The organism is Psychromonas aquatilis (genome assembly GCF_038155185.1).
GTDB classification, from domain to species: Bacteria; Pseudomonadota; Gammaproteobacteria; order Enterobacterales; family Psychromonadaceae; genus Psychromonas; species Psychromonas aquatilis.
In genome coordinates this window covers 86,917-104,929 of sequence record NZ_JBAKAZ010000004.1, presented here as the reverse complement: position 1 = coordinate 104,929, position 18,013 = coordinate 86,917, and the positions used below count along the sequence as shown (strand labels likewise).

The following is an 18,013-nucleotide window of genomic DNA, read 5'->3' as shown; positions in this document are numbered from 1 at the left end:
CTAGCTCCTTTGTAAGAACCTTAATTAGATCACATATTTATCGGAAATGGTATTATGAGGCTTCTTTTGTTACTTTAGCAAGTTCTGGTAGCATCTCATCTAATAAGTACTGGATAGATAAGTAGCTGAAAAATGAGAATGCACCTCCCACTAGATCGCCAGTAAAGTACTCCTTTTTATTTTTATAAAAAGGCATACGTTGTCTGAAAGCTGAAGTGCTAGCTCTTTCAATGGCTTCTTTCGTGGCGAGCCAAACCACAATATCATTATTCAAAATATCTAAACGCTCTTCACTGAATGATGCATAAAAAGCATTTCCTGCGATTTGATCTATTTCCTGTGGAATAATAAAACCAAGATCCATTAAAAATTGTGAGCGTAAATCTTTCGATGCATAAGCACCTGGTTGTTTATTATAATAAAATGCCACTGCCGCTGTTTTATCTTTAAATTCAGGATTATCTAACTTGGCTTGTGTTAGCTTTTGTTTTAAAGCTGTTACCTGTTGCTTAGCTATGCCCGAAAAGCCTAGTGCTGTACCTATTAATAAGTGTCGGACATCCCAAGGAATTGTCCAATCTTCATATTCAGCAGGGGGAGCGAGCACCGGAGCGATAGCAGATAACTTTTGATATTCTTTTTCATTCATCGCTGACGTGACACCAATAATCAAATCAGGCTTTAATGAGGCAATCACTTCATAGTCTAATATTCTAGCTTGGAGTAGGACCGGTTGTGCTTCTCCTAATTTATCTTGTGCCCATGGCCATACTCCATAGGGTTGATTGCCATACCAATCTCGTATCGCTATCGGTTTGACACCAAAAGACAAAACATCATCTTGGTCAACTTGCCCTACAACGACAACTCTTGTTGCTTTCTTTTCAACAGTGAGTATGCCGTATTTATGTTCAATTGTAATCGGGAAAGCAAGTACATTAATACTTAGGCACAGTATTGTTATTCCTAATATCCACTTCATAGTCATTCCTATTTTATGTCTGTTTTTTTATTAATAAATATGCAAATAGTGGGGCCCCCACTAGTGAGGTTACAAGGCCAGCAGCCAACTGTGTTGGAGCAAACAAGGTTCTACCAATTAGGTCTGCTATCAGTACTAAGATTGCACCGGTTAATGCAGTGAGTAATAAGTGATTAGCTGGACCGCTATGAGTGAGTTTACGCGCTAAATGAGGTGCCAATAAGCCAATAAAGCCAAGCGGCCCGACAACTGAAGTGGCAATGGCAGCTGCGGCGACTGATATCGAAAGCTGTATGACCATGGTCTTTCTAAGATTGATGCCTAAGCCTATCGTAACTTCATCTCCTAAGCTTATTACTGACATCACTCTTGCCTGATAAATACCAGCAAATGTGAGTATTAGACATGCAACACCTAATATACTGACATCATGCCAGTTACTATTATGTACACTCCCTGCAAGCCATGATAATGCGGTCATTGCCGATTGTAGGTTACCGTAAGTTAATAGGGTTGAAATGATCGCACTAATAAAGGCTGCGACTCCAATCCCTAATAAAATAAATTTAAGAGGGCGCCCTTTACCACGTAATAGTTGGATCAGAGATGCGATTAAAATGGCCCCTAAAAAGGCTGATATTTCTCGCCAGTCATCGATATATTCAGGAAATAAAATAGTCAGTACAACCACTGCGAGTGCTGCACCTTGACTGATACCAACTAAGCTTGGATCTGAAAGGGGATTACGTGTCATATTTTGTAAAATGGCGCCTGATATAGCAAATAATGCACCGCTTAATATGGCCACTAAACTTCTAGGTAAGCGAAAATCCCAAATAATTAATGATGCTTGCGGATCGCTAATCAATTGTTTCTGAGAAAATAAGCTCAATAATGCATCTTGTAAAGATAATTGATAAGTGCCATTTATTAGACTCAAAAGTAGAATCGATATTAACAGCAATAACAAAATACCAGTAAAAGCTACGGCCAGTATATTTAGCTTAAAGGAGATATGCTGTTTATAGAGACGAATAATTAGCATACTTATCTTACCCTTACTTTTACTAACCAAACAAATAAAGGGGCGCCTATTAACACAGTAATCAGACCCGTTGCTAATTCTTGAGGTTGTATTATCCACCTTGCTAGGCTATCAATGACCAGTAAATAAATACTCCCTAATAAAATAGAGTAAGGAATAATCCATCGATAATCTGCACCAACGATAAAACGCACGACATGCGGTATCACCAAGCCTATAAAGCCGAGTGGCCCAGCTAGAGCAATTGCCGCTGAGGTTAATATTACGACACAAATTAACAGCTGCCATTTTCGTTTGACGGTATTAATCCCTAAACCAATAGCCACCTCTTCACCCATTGCCAATGCGGTTACGCTTGGTGCTAATATTATTGATCCTATCAGCCCTAATATTATCCAAGGAAGACACCAGTATAAGGTTTCAATATGGCTTGCTGTTAGTGAGCCGACTAACCAAGTTCTCATCTCTTCAAAGGTTTGTTGGTCGAGTAGGTGGTGAATCGCTAATAATGCACCAGAGAAAGCAGTGAATGCAGAACCAGATAAAATAAGGCTAAGTGTCGTCATGCCACCGGCGGCGCGTGAGGCAATTAGCCATACGATGATAGCACTAAATAAAGCGCCAGCTGCAGCCACAACAGGTAACCAAATTAAAGAAGCATCATTTACAAAGCTAGACCAATAAACGACAGCTAATGCACCGCCAGTCATCATTCCTAACAGTCCAGGATCTGCTAATGGATTACGCGTGACTCCTTGCATTAGTGCACCAGCAGTCGCTAAGCAAGCACCAACAGAAGCAGCAATCAGTGCGCGAGGGAGGCGAAGCTCCTGAATGATAAGGTGATTAAAATTTTCATCGTTATATGCATAAAAAGATTGTATTAATTCGTTGGTGGAAATGACTTTAGTACCAATTGATAAATGTAAAATCAGCGCCATCACTAACACAATGATCATTATGAGCAGCCCTGTTGAGCTTAACCATTGTTGACGAGTCATGGTTTGCCCTTATCATTAAAGGGCTTGTTAGGAATACAAACTAGCGCGGTTGAATCTGGGTCAAGCATCACTTTTGCATCGAGACCAAATACGGCTGCTAAATTTTCTGAGTTAAACACATTAAGAGGGCTACCTTGTGCATATACTTTACCTTCTTTCATCATTATTAAATGATCTGCATAGGATGCGGCAAGATTTAATTCATGTAATACGAGTACTAAGGTACGTTGATGTTGATGGGCTAGTTTAGATAATAGTTCGAGTAGATCAACTTGCACTTTTAAGTCTAAATAAGTGGTGGGCTCATCAAGTAAAATAATATCGGTTTGCTGTGCTAACACCATTGCTATCCAGCAACGTTGTCTTTGGCCGCCTGATAAGTCAGTGATCATTTTATCTGCTAGCTCGGTGATATTAGCTTGTTGCATTGCTTCATTGACAGCGGCTTCATCTTCAACACTCCACTGTCTCAAAAAACCTTGATGTGGAAAACGTCCTTGAGCAACTAATTCTTTTACTGTTAAACCTTCTGGAGCGATTGGGCCTTGTGGCAGTAGTGCTAACTTTTTAGCCACTTGTTTGGCAGGTTGTTGATGAATACTTTTTTGATTGAGCCTAACCTCTCCGCTCATTGGTGAAAGTACTCTAGCGATACATTTTAATAGTGTTGATTTTCCACAACCGTTAGAGCCAATTAAGACAGTCACTTTGCCTTGTTGGATATTAAGGTCAACGCCTTTTACTATTGGAGTGCTATAACCTACAACGAGCTTGTTTGTGGTTAAGCTAATTTTTGAATCTATCATTATTTTAATTAATAACCATTGTTTGAATATCTGCTGTTTTGTATTTTTGTGTATTATTGTTTTTATGTACTTTAGGGCAATCACTGCAAAGTGATTGATTTACTTTATCAGCAAGACAACAACTTGTTCTAACAAAACTGATTGGTTGATTGTGCTTAATCTTGAGGGCTTTAATAAAGGTACTCGATAACTCCATATGTTTCAGCCATAACTGGGCATGTTGCAGTATTTTTTGATCCGTAAAGTGAGCATTCACATCTTTCACTTTAATCAAGGTCCCAAGTATTAAATCGGCTACAAAGCGGTTTGCATAGTGTGGACGGCAACGTTGAACTGAGTCAAGTTGTTCCCGATAATGTGCAAATAAGGTTTTTAGTTGTTTGGCTGCTTGCGAGATCAATTGCTCTTCTTTATCGACTGTAATCTCCGCACTTTCAAATTTGAAGCCAATGATCGCATTATGCTGTCGCTGTTGTTTAAAGTGATTAAAATCAGGTAATCGCTGTAAGCCATAAATACTGATGAAAGCAATATAGACGGGTTGCCAACATAATAAGTGCCAAGTACGAGCTTGAATGTAGGCATGTCCAGCATCTGGATGTTGTGATTTTAAATCATCTATTAAAGCTTGGATAGTTGATCGATCGCAGGTGCGGCCGGTTAACCATTGATTACCCTGTATTTGTTGCTGTGAGGCTGCCGCAGGATCTTCAAAGCAACCATCCAAATAAGGAATAAATTGCCGGCATAGATCCAGTATCGGGTTTAGGGAGTGGGGCGCTTGTATTGAATTCATCATCATAATTAAAGAGGGCGGCTTGCACCGCCCCTCTGCTTAAAAAGTATAGTTTACTTTCAGTTCAATACTACGATCTTCATTATTCCAACAACTATCTTCGTCATAACAAGTGTAAGAGTCGGTATCAAATAAGTTACTAACGATTAGGTCTGCAGATGCCCCTTCTAATGAAGGTAGCGCATTACCTAATTCATAACCTAGTGAAAGATCTACGATAGTATAGTCAGGTACCATGCCTTGTGTATTGGCTGTGTTTTTTTGCATTTCACCAACATAACGTACACCTGCACCGACTTTACTTCCTCTGAAAATGCCTTCATCTGTTACGTAATTAGCCCATAAGCTAGCAGAATGCTCTGGGTTATATAATGGAGTTGTCCCTTCGTATAACGTATCTTTTGTTACTTCGACATCTAAATAAGTGTAATTAGCTGCAAGGTCTAATGAATCGGTAAGTTGGAATTTACTATCAAACTCTACACCTCGTGATCTAACTTCTCCGATTTGAACGTAAGAATATGTACCAGATCCTACTGTCGTTGGATCAACAGTGACTACGTTTGATTTCACAATGTTGAATAAAGCAACAGATCCAGAAATTGACTCATCATCAGACATATATTTTAAACCAAGCTCGACTTGTTCGCCTAGCTCTGGTTCATAGCCAGATGTATTCAGTGGCTCAAAGCTGGTTGCATAACTAACGAAAGGTGAGACGCCGTTATCTAATTCGTATAATGCACCTACACGATACGATAGGTTTGATTCATCAACTTCGTAGTTTGCGCCGTATGAGGTTCCATTAGATTCATAATGGTCGTAACGTAACCCAGCAATAACAATTAAGCTACCCCATTGCAGTTGATCCTGTGCATAAAGGCCAACTTGTTTACTGTGAATATTATCATCTGAGTAAACAGACTTAGTAAAAGTACTTGGATCAACCATATCGTTATCTGGTGTGAAAGTATTGAAAGTAGAAACACCGTAGGTAGCGTATTCAGCGTTACCGTCTAGTTTTTGTATATCTGCACCGACTAATAGACTATGGTAAACATCGCCTGTTGTAATATCTGCAGATAATTGGTTATCAAAAACAAATCCTTCTGAATCTTCTTCTGTACTATAAAATGCACGGCCAATATCTCCCGTTGTTTGATCATAGCTATAAGAATAAGAATTTTTTTGCTTGAAGTTAGCTTTCATATAACGAAAGTTTTGCATATAAGTTAGGCTGTTTTCAAATTCATGTTGGAATTTATAACCTGCTAATAAGAACTCACGCTCTGTCTCGTTCCAGTTTTTGTCACCGATAGAGTAATCGCTATCATTATCTACTAAAACGGACTCTGGCATTGAAGTGTTGTTGCCAACTTCTGGATCATTTTGGTAATACAGGTTTACATTTAATAATGTTTTATCACTGATATTCCAGTCAATCGAAGGCGCTATAACATAGCGTTCATTACCTGAAAGTGATGTTTGTGTATCATATTGACGTGCTAATCCTACAAACCGGTAATTAAAATCACTGTCGCCAATTTGACCAGCAGAGTCAATGGAAAATTCTTTTAAGTCATCGGTCCCTATTGAAGCGCTTATTATTGTATTGCTTTCAACTTGTGGTGATTTACCAATTAAGTTAACCATACCTCCCGGTGGCATCGCACCGTATAAAACAGAAGTAGGGCCTTTAAATACTTCCACTTGCTGTAATGCAATTGGATCTATCTGTGGTTGTAAATTCCATCCTGATAACGATTGAAGTGATACGCCGTTATAATAACTTTGACTGACATTAAATCCACGAATGTTAAATACATCTAAGAAGGTTGCTTCGGAACCATAATTATTAGTGGTAATACCCGGTGTATATTTAAGTGTTTCACCTAGGGTTTTTACACCACGAATTTCTAGCTGTTGATTATCAATAATATTAATTGCTTGTGGTGTTTCTTCAGGCTCTAATGCCGTTTTTGTTGCAGTGTTACGATAGGTTTTTCCCATTATTGTCATTGTATCTATCGTATCAGATTGTATGCTTTCTTCTGCTGCTGTCACAGAATGCGAAGCTGCCAGTGCAGATGCGATAGATAATGCAAGAATTGAATGCGAGTAGTGCTTTTTCATTAGAACCTCAGTTATTAAAAATCCATTTATTAATGGGAATCATTATCAATAGGTCTATTTTAAAGTACTGATTAAAGCAAAACTTAACAATTTGGGGCATTTTCAAATAAAAATGATTCTTATTTGGGTGTTGGAGAGTAAATAGTCTGAGATAGTTATTTTTTGAGCTTTATTGGGATCCAACATTCCATCGTTGAGTCTTGGCTGTGTATATCAAAACCGGCTTGATAAATTTCTAAATCAAACCCGTGTGATGCTTCATAATGAGATTGTGGCAACCAGCTTGTTAAAAACCATTGTATGGTTCTATCGAGGTAAGCAACTAAGCCAGTGTGAGGGATAACAGCGTAAACCTGTTCTGGAACAGTTAACAAATTATTCGCAGGTAAACCAGCCATATCAGCTTCTTTGATTTTATAGCCAGCCCAATAGGGGGTTGGTAACGAAACATCATTTTGTCTAGTGTCTATGACTCCCATTACTGGCTCTTTAAAGGGCGGAGTAATGCCTGTTAATTTTACCATTTGTTGCCATATGCTTGGGATGACTTTGTTGTAATTTGGTTGCGCAGAAAAAAGACCTTGGATCTCCCCTGATACACCGTATAAATGAAAACTATCAAGGTGTTCAAAACGTATTTGTAATAACCTTTTTTTTATTTCATAGGCTTGGTGTATTGACATAGTTGAGGTGAGTGGGGTTTTTAAACCAATACTTTGACCACGTTTTCGGTAGGTATTTGGAGAACACTTGAAAAGTTGTTTAAATGCACGGTTAAAGCTTACTTCTGAATTAAACCCACAATTAAGTGCAATATCCATAATTCTATCTGTGCTGAGAAGTAATTGTTCAGCTGCGCTGCTTAACTTTATTTCACGTACGTACTGTGCGACAGTTTGATTTGTTTCTTTAAGAAATGTGCGTTGTAATTGCCAACGAGACCAACAGCTTTTTTCTGCTAATGATTCAACAGATAGCGGTAAGTCTATATTCTCATGAATATAATCAAGAAGACGCTCAATTCTTGTAAAGTGTACGTTCTCTGCCAATTGCTTAGCTCACCCATATTAAAAAGTTAATGTTAAGTCAGTATAAGTGATCATGGTGTTACTCCCTAATATAATGTATGAATTAATATGTTATATATTCATCAATAATATTTATAAATTAACGTTTTTATCAAGCGCATTATTTAGTGAGTTAAAAGATTCAAGATAAACGTTAAGAGAAGAGGTAATGGTAAAAGTAGATTTACTAAAGGTTTCGATTTAAGATTTCTTAATTAAGGGGAAATCAAGTAAAGCACTCAAGTAAAGTACTCAAGTAAAGTACTATGGAGTTATGAGTTAATCATTTTCAAATACTCACTTTTGCCTTCTATAACCATATAATTCCAATATAAATAGTGAGAAGGTAGATGTCTCAAATTACTACATTAGAACAATTAACTGCACTTTATCCGTCACCACATCCTTTTACCTTGAGTAAGGCGGTACCAGAACTTGAACCTCACTCAATAACCTTTATTGAACATTGCCCTTTTATAATGATCTCAAGCGTCGATGAAAATGGCTTTATCGATAATTCTCCACGAGGAGGAGAGGCTGGGTTTGTTAAGATACTCGATGCGCAGACAATTGCCTTCACGGATAGCCCTGGTAATAATCGCCTTGATACTTTAAGAAATATACTAGCACGCCCGCAAATTGGTATTTTATTAACCATCCCAGGTATCGAAGATATTGTACGTATCAAAGGCACAGCGACTCTTCATAGGGACCAGACATTATTGGATCTGTGTTTAGATAATATGAAACCAGCAAAACTTGTTGTAAAAGTGAAGATAGAAGAAACTTTTTTCCATTGCCCCAAAGCGATAAAGAAGGCAAAACTTTGGGAGCAATCGTCACATGTAGAGCGAGATTTTCTTCCCCCTTTATTACAATTGATTAAAGAGCAAAAAAGCTTTTTTAATGGAATGAAATAGAATATATATTGAACTTCGTGTAAAAAACGCTGAAATTTATAGAAATATTGACGGAACCTAAGAAATTACATGTTTTCTACTTGTTGAGTTCAATGACTTTGTTATACTTCCCAAAAATCTACTATTTACTTTATATTACTTGATATCAATCATGTCAGGTTTTGAAAAACTAAAGTAGCAATTTTAGTTTTACCATCGTTATCCCTAATAAAGGTTATAAAATTTTGGATATTAAAAGTTTTCAGCTCACACAATTACGACCAACTGATCATCAGTTGCGCTCGAGTGCGCGAAATACTTTATATAAACAAAGATTTTTTTCTCTCTCACTTATATTCTTACTGAATACCATAATGGTATTTAATGGCATCAAACAAGATGGCAGTGAATTAAAAGAATTAATTAATGGACATTTCTTATCTAGCTTCTTATTAGGAAGCACTTTAGGCTTTCTCTTTTCGCCTTTGATGTCTACCCCATTAGTAATTGGCTTATGCTGGTTATTTTTTATCTTCTTCCCTGTTCGACGCATTGCTATTGTATTACGTAAAACCGCGTTGGCATTCAGAGAAACGCTACAATCATTTATTGGTCTTAACGTACATGGTTGTCGTGCTCCTCCGCACGTGAGCGGTTAAGTGCTAATGATGACTGATTTTTTAGTCATCATCATATTAGCGTTTAACCAATTACTTAAAATTCTCATACTTTTTATGACGTTTATTAGTTGTGTAAAGTTCCTTGAGAACCCCCTTGAATTGTTGTTTTTTTAAAAACAGCTTATTTTAAATTTAGGTTAGTAGGATAGTCCATTGTTAATTCGAAACCTTTGTAAAATAGCCATAGCTAGCGTAGTACTGATTCTGTCAGGCTGTGAAGGCGGCGTACTTGATCCAAAAGGGCAAATAGGTGTTGATGAGAAGAATCTTATCATTATCGCCACTGTGCTTATGTTGCTTGTTGTGATCCCCGTAATTGTGATGACTTTATATTTCGCATGGAAATATAGAGATTCACGAACCCATGAAATCTATGCTCCTAAGTGGGCTCACTCTACAAAAATTGAGGCTGTTGTATGGGCAGTTCCAATTATTATTGTACTGATTTTAGGCGTGATTACTTGGGAGTCTACACATCGTTTAGACCCTTATAAACCGCTTGAAGGCAGAGGTGAGCACATCACTGTTGAAGTAGTATCATTGAACTGGAAATGGTTATTTATTTACCCTGAGCAAGGAATTGCAACGGTAAATGAATTGGTATTCCCTGCCAATGTACCACTTGAGTTTAAAATTACTTCTGAAGGCACGATGAACTCGTTCTTTATTCCGCAATTAGGTAGCCAAATCTATTCTATGGCTGGTATGCAGACTAAATTGCATTTAATTGCTGATGAGCCGGGTACATTTAAAGGTATTTCTGCAAACTATAGTGGTGCAGGTTTCTCTGGTATGAAATTTAATGCGATTGCTACACCAACTCAAGCTGGTTTTGATGAGTGGGTTGCTAACATTAAAGCTCAAGGTAATAAACTAACTAAAGAAAGTTACTATGAGTTAGCTGAACCTACTGAAAAACACCCTGTAACTTATTATGGTGATGTGGAAAAAGATTTATTCCATACTATTATGATGAAATTCATGGTGCATATGGCTGGTCACGATAGTGTAGAAGATATGAAAGGCATGGATCATAAGCATTCAGAGCATGCTGATCATTCAGAACACTCAGAGCATGCTGGTCATTCAGAGCATTCAGGTCATGCTCAGCACTCAGAGCATTCAGAACATTCATCTCACACCAAAGGCGAGGAATAATCATGTCGTTTTTAGGCAAAATTACTTTAGATGCAATCCCGCTTCATGATCCCATTCTTGTGGCGACCATGATAGGTATTGCACTAGGGGGCCTTATTCTATTAGGGCTTATTACAAAATATAAGAAATGGGGCGTGTTATGGCACGACTGGATCACTTCAGTTGATCACAAACGCCTAGGTGTCATGTACATCATTCTTGCATTAATCATGTTATTCCGTGGTTTCAGTGATGCAATTCTGATGCGTTCACAATTAGCACTGGCAACCAATGGTTCTCCTGGCTATTTACCGCCAGAGCATTACGACCAAATCTTTACAGCGCATGGTGTTATCATGATCATCTTTATGGCAATGCCATTCATGGTTGGTCTAATGAACATTATCTTGCCACTTCAGATTGGTGCACGTGATGTAGCATTTCCTTTCTTAAACAACTTAAGTTTTTGGTTAACAGCCAGCGGTGCAATCTTAATGAATATCTCTTTGGTATTCGGTGAATTTGCTAAGACTGGTTGGGTTGCTTATCCTCCGCTATCGGAGTTGACCTTTAGCCCTGGGGTGGGGGTCGATTACTATATTTGGGCCTTGCAGATATCGGGACTGGGTACCTTGTTAACTTCTGTTAACTTCCTAGTTACTGTATTTAAAATGCGTGCTCCTGGTATGACGCTAATGAAAATGCCTATTTTCACTTGGACTTGTACTTGGGCAAACATCTTAATCGCTGCTTCATTCCCAATTTTAACAGCTGTATTAGCGATGTTGACACTTGACCGTTACTTGGATTTCCACTTCTTCACCAATGATCTTGGTGGTAATTCAATGATGTACATCAACTTGTTCTGGGCATGGGGACATCCTGAAGTATATATCTTAGTGCTACCTGCATTTGGTATATTCTCAGAGATTATCTCTACCTTTACAGGCAAGCGTTTATTTGGTTACAAATCAATGATTTACGCGAGTGGCGCAATTTCCATTCTCGGTTTCATTGTTTGGTTACATCACTTCTTTACGATGGGATCGAGCGCCAATGTAAATGCCTTCTTTGGTGTGATGACGATGATCATTGCGGTACCAACGGGTGTTAAACTATTTAACTGGTTATTTACTATCTACCGTGGTCGTTTACGTATCACAGTACCAGTATTATGGACACTTGGTTTTATGGTGACATTTACTGTTGGTGGTATGACCGGGGTACTTCTTGCAATTCCAGGTGCTGATTATGTATTACATAACAGTTTATTCCTAATTGCTCACTTCCATAATACGATTATCGGTGGTGCTGTATTCGGTTACCTAGCTGGTTTCTCTTTCTGGTTCCCTAAAGCAATGGGCTTCAAGCTTAATGAGAAATGGGGCAAAGTCTCTTTCTGGTGCTGGATCGTTGGTTTCTTCGTGGCGTTTATGCCGTTGTATGTACTTGGTTTCCTAGGTATGACACGACGTCTAAACCATACAGATAACCCTGAGTGGAACTTCTGGCTATACTTAGCTGCTGTTGGTGCGATTATTATTCTGTTCGGTATCGTGGCGCAAGTAATTCAATTAATTGTGAGCTTTAGAGATCGTGAAGCACTTGATGATAAAACAGGTGATCCATGGAATGGTCATACACTTGAGTGGGCGAGCACGTCACCACCACAAGCGTATAACTTTGCTGTGATTCCACATGTTGATGATATTGATGCATGGACAGATATGAAAGAAAAAGGTAAAGCTTACCTTTCTCAATCAAGTTACAGTCCAATTCATATGCCTAAGAATACATCTGCTGGTGTGTTAATAGGTGCAACATTAACTGTGTTCTGTTTTGCAATGGTTTGGCACATCTGGTGGTTAGCTGGTGCAGGTCTTATTGGTGCAATTGCTGTGTTTATCCAACGTTGTTACAGCAATGACGTAGATTACTACGTACAGCCTGACGAGATCCTTAAAACTGAACAAGCATTTAATTTAAGTGGCCGTGAAGGAGTTAAAGCATGAGTACACTTTCAGCAGATTTAGCATCTACTAAGGTAGATGCTGCATCAACACATGATGGTCATGACGATCATCATGACACATCAGGCGATACGGTATTTGGCTTTTGGTTATACTTAATGACCGATTGCCTATTGTTTGCCTCGTTCTTTGCTACTTATGCTGTGTTATTTATGAACACAGCTGGTGGTGTGTCAGGTAAAGATATTTTTGAACTTGATTTTGTTGCTGTGGAAACAGCAGCATTATTGTTAAGTAGTATTACTTTTGGTTTTGCAATGATTGCAGCGCAAGGCCAAAAGAAAGCATTAACACTAACTTGGTTATTAGTAACGTTTTGTTTAGGTGCTGTGTTTATCGCGATGGAAATCTATGAATTCCATCACCTGATTGTTAACGGTCACGGCCCACAAACAAGTGCTTTTTTAAGTTCATTCTTTGCGCTAGTTGGTCTACATGGTTTACATGTAACAGCTGGTTTAATCTGGATGACTATTATGATGATTGAAGTTGCACGCCGTGGTCTAGGCAAAGCAACAGTGACACGTTTAAGCTGCTTAAGCTTATTCTGGCACTTCTTAGACATCGTTTGGATTTGCGTATTTACCGTTGTTTATTTAATGGGGGCAATGTAATGAATCAAGAAACACATCATGATGAGTCACACGGTACTGTTAAAAGTTACCTAATTGGCTTTGTCCTATCGGTTATTTTAACTGCTATTCCTTTTTACATGGTAATGGGCGGTGATTTTTCAAAAATAACGACGGTTTGGACAATTATTACCTTAGGTATTATTCAGATTTGGGTGCATTTAAAATACTTTTTACACCTGAACTTTATTACTGAAGACGGACGTGCAAATACCTTCTCATTTCTATTCAGCGCGCTCGTTATCATTATGGTAGTTGGCTTGTCTGTTTGGATTATTTACGAATCAAACGCAATGATGATGCACTTCTAGTAGTGCATTTTCAATAAGAGGTTAGAGATGTTTCGTCGTTATCTAAGTGTAACTAAACCTGGCATTATCATGGGTAACCTCATCAGCGGAGCGGGTGGTTTTCTACTTGCTTCTCGTGGTGATGTAGACCTGTGGTTAATGTGCGCCACGTTAGTTGGTTTATCACTGATCATAGCATCGGGTTGTGCAATCAATAACGTGATTGATAGGGATATAGATGTGGTGATGGCTCGAACTCGTAAGCGAGTTACCGTCACCGGCGAAATGTCAGCGTTTACTGCGTTGTCTCATGCCGCGGTCTTAGGCGTAATTGGTTTTGGTTTGTTAATTACCTATACAACACTCGCTGCTGTATTCTTTGCTTTATTTGGTTACTTTATCTATGTAGTTGTTTACAGCTTATACATGAAGCGTAAATCAGTTTATGGCACATTTGTAGGTAGTTTGTCTGGAGCAGTACCGCCAGTTGTTGGTTACTGTGCTGTTACAGGCGTGTTTGATATGGGAGCGGTGATTTTATTAGTGATGTTTAGTTTGTGGCAAATGCCTCATTCTTACGCTATTGCTATTTTCCGTTTCAAAGATTATCAGGCTGCAAATATTCCAGTTTTACCAGTATCGCATGGTATTGATAAAGCGAAGCGTCACATTGTTATATACATCGCAATTTATGCATTAGTTGTGATGTTATTGCCACTTAATGGTATTACTGGCTCAGCGTTTATGGCTGTAGCTTGTACGACTAGTTTGTGGTGGTTATTTATGGCATTACGTGGCTACCGTCGTGATGTTGATATTGTTGGTTGGGCACGCCAAGTGTTTGCCTTTTCAATCGTCAATATTACTGCGTTAAGTATCGCCATGGCGTTAGATTATCAAAGCATTGCACCACAAGTGATTAATTTTTAATCATAGGTTTCAATACATTGAAAAGGCCTTGAGTAATATTACTCAAGGCCTTTTTTTTACTTTAAAATTAATTGCGATTATTGGTGGTCACTTAGTGATGGTACTTTTATTATAGTAAAATACTTTAGCCAAGAAGAATTAGTTATCCTTTTTACTTACTTATACTGCTAAGTAATTATTTCCTACCGCTATAATCAGCCATATTACTAGCTTACCCGATTTATGATCATTTCTAGTTTTATGCAGATCTCATCGCTTTTACTATCAAATCTACTTGTCGGTGAAGCGAATATCGCGCTATATAAAATGCTATTTAGCTAAGTTTTGATTGAGGCTATTACAGTATAGAAAGAAGGGGACACTGCCTCACTTAAGATAAAACTAAGCGGAGTAAGCCTCTACAGCAGAAAATATCAGAGAGTATCGATAGTTCTGATTAAGTACCTTTGTAGGCTCACCTAGCGTGAGTTAGGGCTGCGTTTATATTCGTCATTTTTATCTATTTTCCTGCGATTTTGATGGTGAAGGCTGTCTCATAAAATTCTCTAATTTTTAAGGAGGAGTCTAATATGGCACTGTATAAAGTAGTATTTATCTAAGTGGTAATTGAGGTAGTTAAAGACTGGAAATACAAGGTTTTGCACCGCTTCACTTTCAGGTAAAGCTTAGCGGCGCTACGCCTCTACAGCATAAATGTTGCTCGCACCTGCGTGGCATTGACAATTATCTACACAGGTTATTGATTGTGGTGTATAAGCTTATTTAGCGTGATTAAGTGCAGCCTTTATATCTGTAATCTTTATCTGCTTTTCATCGATTTTCAGGTATGCAACTGCTTCAGTAAATACAATCGTAGCTTCAATGACGCCTGGCATATTAATTAATTGTTCAGCCACTTCGCCAGCTTCCTTTTCAGTTTTAACATCAATAGCAAAGCTAACGTTTTTAGATTTTTTAAGTGCTTTCATCCCCAGCGAAACAGTAAACCAAACGGCACTGATTAAAGCCATCACTAGGAAAATAGCTTGCTCACCAAACTTACTCGCCACAAAGCCGCCTAAGACGCCACCTGTGAATGCACCTAAGAACTGACTACTTGAGTAAATACCCATCACACTACCTTTAACCCCAGCGGGTGCAATGCGTGACAAAATAGAAGGCATGCTCGCCTCTAAATAATTAAAGGCCGCAAAAAACATGACAATTAATAAAATTAGCTCTTCAAGGCTGCTTGGTAAATACCATAAAAAGAATAAAGAGATAGTTAATAATAAAACAGCACCTGACAACATTTGCTTTTCTTTCTGTTTTTTAATCGCCCAAATCATAAATGGCACCATCAAAAAGAAAGACCCTATCAAAGTGGGCAGATAAAGTTGCCAATGATTTTCAAGCGCTAACCCATTTGCTACAAACTGTTTAGGTAAGGTAATAAAGCAAGCTGTCATTGCCATATGCAGAGTAAAAATACCGAAATTTAATCGTGATAATTGTGAGTCAACAATTAACTTCTTCAATTGCGAGGGTAATGCAACAGAGTCGCCTCGCGGGCCTTTATTTACAGAAGAGGGTACAATGAATTGGATTAACAGCATTGCAAATACTGTTAAGATGGCAATACACCAAAATAAACCACTTAAGCCAAAGTCCTCTGCAACTATCGGACCTATTATCATGGCAACAGTGAAAGAAAGGCCGATAAACATCCCTATGGTTGCCATCACTTTAGGACGTTGCTCTTCACGGCTTAAATCTGCTGCTAAAGCCAGTATGGCGCTGGCAATTGCCCCTGTACCTTGTAACGCTCGACCTAATACAACACCGTAGATGGTATCGGACATAGCTGCGACAATGCTGCCTAAAAGAAAAATGAGTAAACCAATTAATATAACCGGCTTACGTCCATATTTATCAGATAAAATTCCCATTGGGATTTGAAACATCGCTTGGGTTAATCCATAGGCGCCAATGGCTAAGCCAATCCAAATAGGGCTATAGCCCTGTAATTGCTCTCCATAAATTGCAAAAACAGGCAGGATCATAAATAAGCCAAGCATACGAAGACCGAACACAGCAGCTAGCGAAATGGCCGCTTTTTTTTCAATATTATTTAAACCAGAAGCACTCATAAAATCTTTAACTCAAATTGTGGTAGCCCTTTGATAGGGAGAATTGTCAGAAGTAAAAGGGTGGCATACTTTACCATGTAAATAGTAGCAAGTAACTACAACACAACGGGTTAATTATTTGCCAACTTCATGACAAATTCTTGTTACAAGTAAAGTTAGCGGTAGTCGTTCTGGTTATTTTCTTAGCGGTTAAATTATTTTATCAAGTTAAGTATGCGCTTGAATTCAGGTGCTCGACAATCTTTTACTAGCTCGTATAGACACATTTCTAAGCCAGATAATTCAACACCATGAGCGGTTAACTTATTAATACCTAGCTGGTTGTTATTTTGCGTTCGAGAAGAAATACAATCATGAACTAATTGTACCTGGTAGCCGATCTCTACTAAGCCGAGCGCCGTTTGATAAACACAAATATGCGATTCGATACCGCATATTAACCATGTCTCTACATTAGCTTGTTTAACTTCTGTGACGAACTTTTCTTCTGCACAACCGTTAAAGGTAAATTTAGAAATAGTAGGCACATTCTTTAATAATGCCTGAAGTGGTTCAACCGTGGGGCCTAGCTTTAGTGGATTTTGTTCAAGACAGATGAGCGGAATATTTAATACGAGTGCGCCTTTAATTAACTTTGTATAGTTAGTGATAAGGGTTTGATGTTGGTACACTGTATTAGCCAGTTTACCTTGAATATCAACAATAATTAGGCCAGTGTTTTGTTTATCTAACATTGCATGTTCCCATATCAAAGGTGGTTATTCTGGTGTTGTCACGTTATCGTGTGTAACCGTTAAACTATAACGATATAATTAACATCATGCCGTGATTTCCTTATAAGTTATTAATGTAAAACGGTAGCTCACCTCAACGTTAAGATCAGGAGATATATTATCAAAGACATTAAGATTACTGTTTTAACATCATCTTTTTTAAAGGGCGGAACATCTGGAGCTTCCTACTTTGATGAAATGCAATATTCGCTCGAAGATTATAATGGCCTGTTCATTACGGACAGACAAGATGCATTGAATTTTCGTTATCGCATTAGTGAGCCTGGTTATTTTAGCTCATGGCATATCGCTGGTGACCCGACGTTAATTATTATTCGTTCAGGTACCTTGCGCTTAACCGTAAGGAATGGTGAGTATAGAGATTTTTCTGCCGGTGAATTATTTATAGCACAAGATGCTTTACAAGAAGATGAGTCTTTTGATTCGGCATTACATGGTCATACAGCAGCGCTGATTGGTGACGAAAAGTTGCAAGCCGTACATATTAAACTAGCGAATAAAGTGCTTTGCAGTAACTAATGATTGAGTCATCAATCGATAGCCTGTGTTTTGGTGGTGTTATTGTTTGTGATAACTTTTACCGTTGTCGAGTTTAATTTAAGTTATGACAAATCAGACGCAGTAAGTTAAGCCTGTTATGATAAATAATGCTTTTCAATGGC

The 18,013-nt window shown here is 38.3% G+C and carries 17 protein-coding genes; 8 read left to right on the top strand and 9 right to left on the bottom strand.

Annotation, left to right across the window (positions count from 1 at the left end; genetic code table 11):
* Window positions 1-52 precede the first annotated feature (52 nt).
* From V6256_RS01900 to V6256_RS01870, 7 genes are all read right to left on the bottom strand, one after another.
* Window positions 53-982, bottom strand: a complete 930-nt coding sequence (locus V6256_RS01900) for an ABC transporter substrate-binding protein (protein WP_341596299.1) — start codon at window positions 980-982, stop codon at window positions 53-55.
* Between the two features lie 13 nt (window positions 983-995).
* Window positions 996-2,027 carry a FecCD family ABC transporter permease gene (locus tag V6256_RS01895; RefSeq protein ID WP_341596298.1) on the bottom strand — a complete coding sequence of 344 codons (1,032 nt, stop codon included), beginning with the start codon at window positions 2,025-2,027 and terminating at the stop codon, window positions 996-998.
* Window positions 2,028-2,029: 2 nt separating this feature from the next.
* A complete protein-coding gene (locus V6256_RS01890; RefSeq protein ID WP_341596297.1) occupies window positions 2,030-3,028 on the bottom strand; it encodes a FecCD family ABC transporter permease in 999 nt (332 codons plus the stop codon).
* On the bottom strand, window positions 3,025-3,834 hold the full coding sequence (locus V6256_RS01885; RefSeq protein ID WP_341596296.1) for an ABC transporter ATP-binding protein: 810 nt from the start codon (window positions 3,832-3,834) through the stop codon (window positions 3,025-3,027). The genes V6256_RS01890 and V6256_RS01885 overlap by 4 nt, the downstream gene beginning before the upstream one ends.
* Before the next feature lie 4 nt (window positions 3,835-3,838).
* Window positions 3,839-4,636, bottom strand: coding sequence for a siderophore ferric iron reductase (locus tag V6256_RS01880; protein ID WP_341596295.1), 798 nt, complete (start codon window positions 4,634-4,636; stop codon window positions 3,839-3,841).
* Window positions 4,637-4,669: 33 nt separating this feature from the next.
* Complete coding sequence (locus V6256_RS01875; protein ID WP_341596294.1) at window positions 4,670-6,763, bottom strand: TonB-dependent siderophore receptor; 2,094 nt, start codon at window positions 6,761-6,763, stop codon at window positions 4,670-4,672.
* Window positions 6,764-6,918: 155 nt separating this feature from the next.
* Window positions 6,919-7,812 (bottom strand): helix-turn-helix domain-containing protein, encoded by an 894-nt coding sequence (locus V6256_RS01870; RefSeq protein WP_341596293.1) that lies wholly within the window; start codon window positions 7,810-7,812, stop codon window positions 6,919-6,921.
* Between the two features lie 368 nt (window positions 7,813-8,180).
* Between V6256_RS01870 and V6256_RS01865 the strand changes: the two genes are divergently transcribed.
* The 7 genes from V6256_RS01865 to cyoE all read left to right on the top strand — a co-directional run bounded on the left by V6256_RS01865 (window position 8,181) and on the right by cyoE (window position 14,428).
* Entirely contained in the window at window positions 8,181-8,750 is a 570-nt protein-coding gene (locus V6256_RS01865; RefSeq protein ID WP_341596292.1) for an MSMEG_1061 family FMN-dependent PPOX-type flavoprotein, read from the top strand.
* A gap of 353 nt (window positions 8,751-9,103) precedes the next feature.
* A complete protein-coding gene (locus tag V6256_RS01860) occupies window positions 9,104-9,388 on the top strand; it encodes a hypothetical protein (RefSeq protein ID WP_341596291.1) in 285 nt (94 codons plus the stop codon).
* A 174-nt stretch (window positions 9,389-9,562) separates the two neighbouring features.
* Window positions 9,563-10,567, top strand: coding sequence for a ubiquinol oxidase subunit II (gene cyoA, locus V6256_RS01855; protein ID WP_341596290.1), 1,005 nt, complete (start codon window positions 9,563-9,565; stop codon window positions 10,565-10,567).
* Window positions 10,568-10,569: 2 nt separating this feature from the next.
* A complete protein-coding gene (gene cyoB, locus V6256_RS01850; RefSeq protein WP_341596289.1) occupies window positions 10,570-12,558 on the top strand; it encodes a cytochrome o ubiquinol oxidase subunit I in 1,989 nt (662 codons plus the stop codon).
* Window positions 12,555-13,190: a cytochrome o ubiquinol oxidase subunit III gene (gene cyoC / locus V6256_RS01845; protein WP_341596288.1), complete on the top strand. Its 636-nt coding sequence runs from the start codon at window positions 12,555-12,557 to the stop codon at window positions 13,188-13,190. The genes cyoB and cyoC overlap by 4 nt, the downstream gene beginning before the upstream one ends.
* Window positions 13,190-13,519: a cytochrome o ubiquinol oxidase subunit IV gene (gene cyoD, locus V6256_RS01840; protein ID WP_341596287.1), complete on the top strand. Its 330-nt coding sequence runs from the start codon at window positions 13,190-13,192 to the stop codon at window positions 13,517-13,519. The genes cyoC and cyoD overlap by 1 nt, the downstream gene beginning before the upstream one ends.
* Window positions 13,520-13,546: 27 nt before the next feature.
* Window positions 13,547-14,428, top strand: a complete 882-nt coding sequence (gene cyoE, locus V6256_RS01835; protein ID WP_341596286.1) for a heme o synthase — start codon at window positions 13,547-13,549, stop codon at window positions 14,426-14,428.
* 758 nt (window positions 14,429-15,186) lie between these two features.
* Here cyoE and V6256_RS01830 read toward each other — a convergent pair.
* The gene (locus V6256_RS01830; RefSeq protein WP_341596285.1) at window positions 15,187-16,557 is read right to left on the bottom strand and encodes an MFS transporter; all 1,371 of its coding nucleotides are present in this window, start codon (window positions 16,555-16,557) and stop codon (window positions 15,187-15,189) included.
* A gap of 194 nt (window positions 16,558-16,751) precedes the next feature.
* Window positions 16,752-17,291, bottom strand: a complete 540-nt coding sequence (locus V6256_RS01825; protein WP_341596284.1) for an isochorismatase family protein — start codon at window positions 17,289-17,291, stop codon at window positions 16,752-16,754.
* 237 nt (window positions 17,292-17,528) lie between these two features.
* Here V6256_RS01825 and V6256_RS01820 point away from each other — a divergent pair, with 237 nt between their 5' ends.
* Window positions 17,529-17,870 carry a cupin domain-containing protein gene (locus tag V6256_RS01820; protein WP_341596283.1) on the top strand — a complete coding sequence of 114 codons (342 nt, stop codon included), beginning with the start codon at window positions 17,529-17,531 and terminating at the stop codon, window positions 17,868-17,870.
* The last annotated feature ends 143 nt before the right edge of the window (window positions 17,871-18,013 follow it).

Coding starts and splice junctions, on each gene's coding strand:
- cyoE (WP_341596286.1), top strand. CDS start 13,547: ATGTTTCGTCGTTATCTAAGTGTAACTAAACCTGGCATTATCATGGGT.
- V6256_RS01860 (WP_341596291.1), top strand. CDS start 9,104: ATGGTATTTAATGGCATCAAACAAGATGGCAGTGAATTAAAAGAATTA.
- V6256_RS01875 (WP_341596294.1), bottom strand. CDS start 6,763: ATGAAAAAGCACTACTCGCATTCAATTCTTGCATTATCTATCGCATCT.
- V6256_RS01880 (WP_341596295.1), bottom strand. CDS start 4,636: ATGATGATGAATTCAATACAAGCGCCCCACTCCCTAAACCCGATACTG.
- V6256_RS01900 (WP_341596299.1), bottom strand. CDS start 982: ATGAAGTGGATATTAGGAATAACAATACTGTGCCTAAGTATTAATGTA.
- cyoC (WP_341596288.1), top strand. CDS start 12,555: ATGAGTACACTTTCAGCAGATTTAGCATCTACTAAGGTAGATGCTGCA.
- V6256_RS01895 (WP_341596298.1), bottom strand. CDS start 2,027: ATGCTAATTATTCGTCTCTATAAACAGCATATCTCCTTTAAGCTAAAT.
- V6256_RS01865 (WP_341596292.1), top strand. CDS start 8,181: ATGTCTCAAATTACTACATTAGAACAATTAACTGCACTTTATCCGTCA.
- V6256_RS01830 (WP_341596285.1), bottom strand. CDS start 16,557: ATGAGTGCTTCTGGTTTAAATAATATTGAAAAAAAAGCGGCCATTTCG.
- V6256_RS01820 (WP_341596283.1), top strand. CDS start 17,529: ATGCAATATTCGCTCGAAGATTATAATGGCCTGTTCATTACGGACAGA.
- cyoD (WP_341596287.1), top strand. CDS start 13,190: ATGAATCAAGAAACACATCATGATGAGTCACACGGTACTGTTAAAAGT.
- V6256_RS01890 (WP_341596297.1), bottom strand. CDS start 3,028: ATGACTCGTCAACAATGGTTAAGCTCAACAGGGCTGCTCATAATGATC.
- V6256_RS01885 (WP_341596296.1), bottom strand. CDS start 3,834: ATGATAGATTCAAAAATTAGCTTAACCACAAACAAGCTCGTTGTAGGT.
- V6256_RS01825 (WP_341596284.1), bottom strand. CDS start 17,291: ATGTTAGATAAACAAAACACTGGCCTAATTATTGTTGATATTCAAGGT.
- cyoB (WP_341596289.1), top strand. CDS start 10,570: ATGTCGTTTTTAGGCAAAATTACTTTAGATGCAATCCCGCTTCATGAT.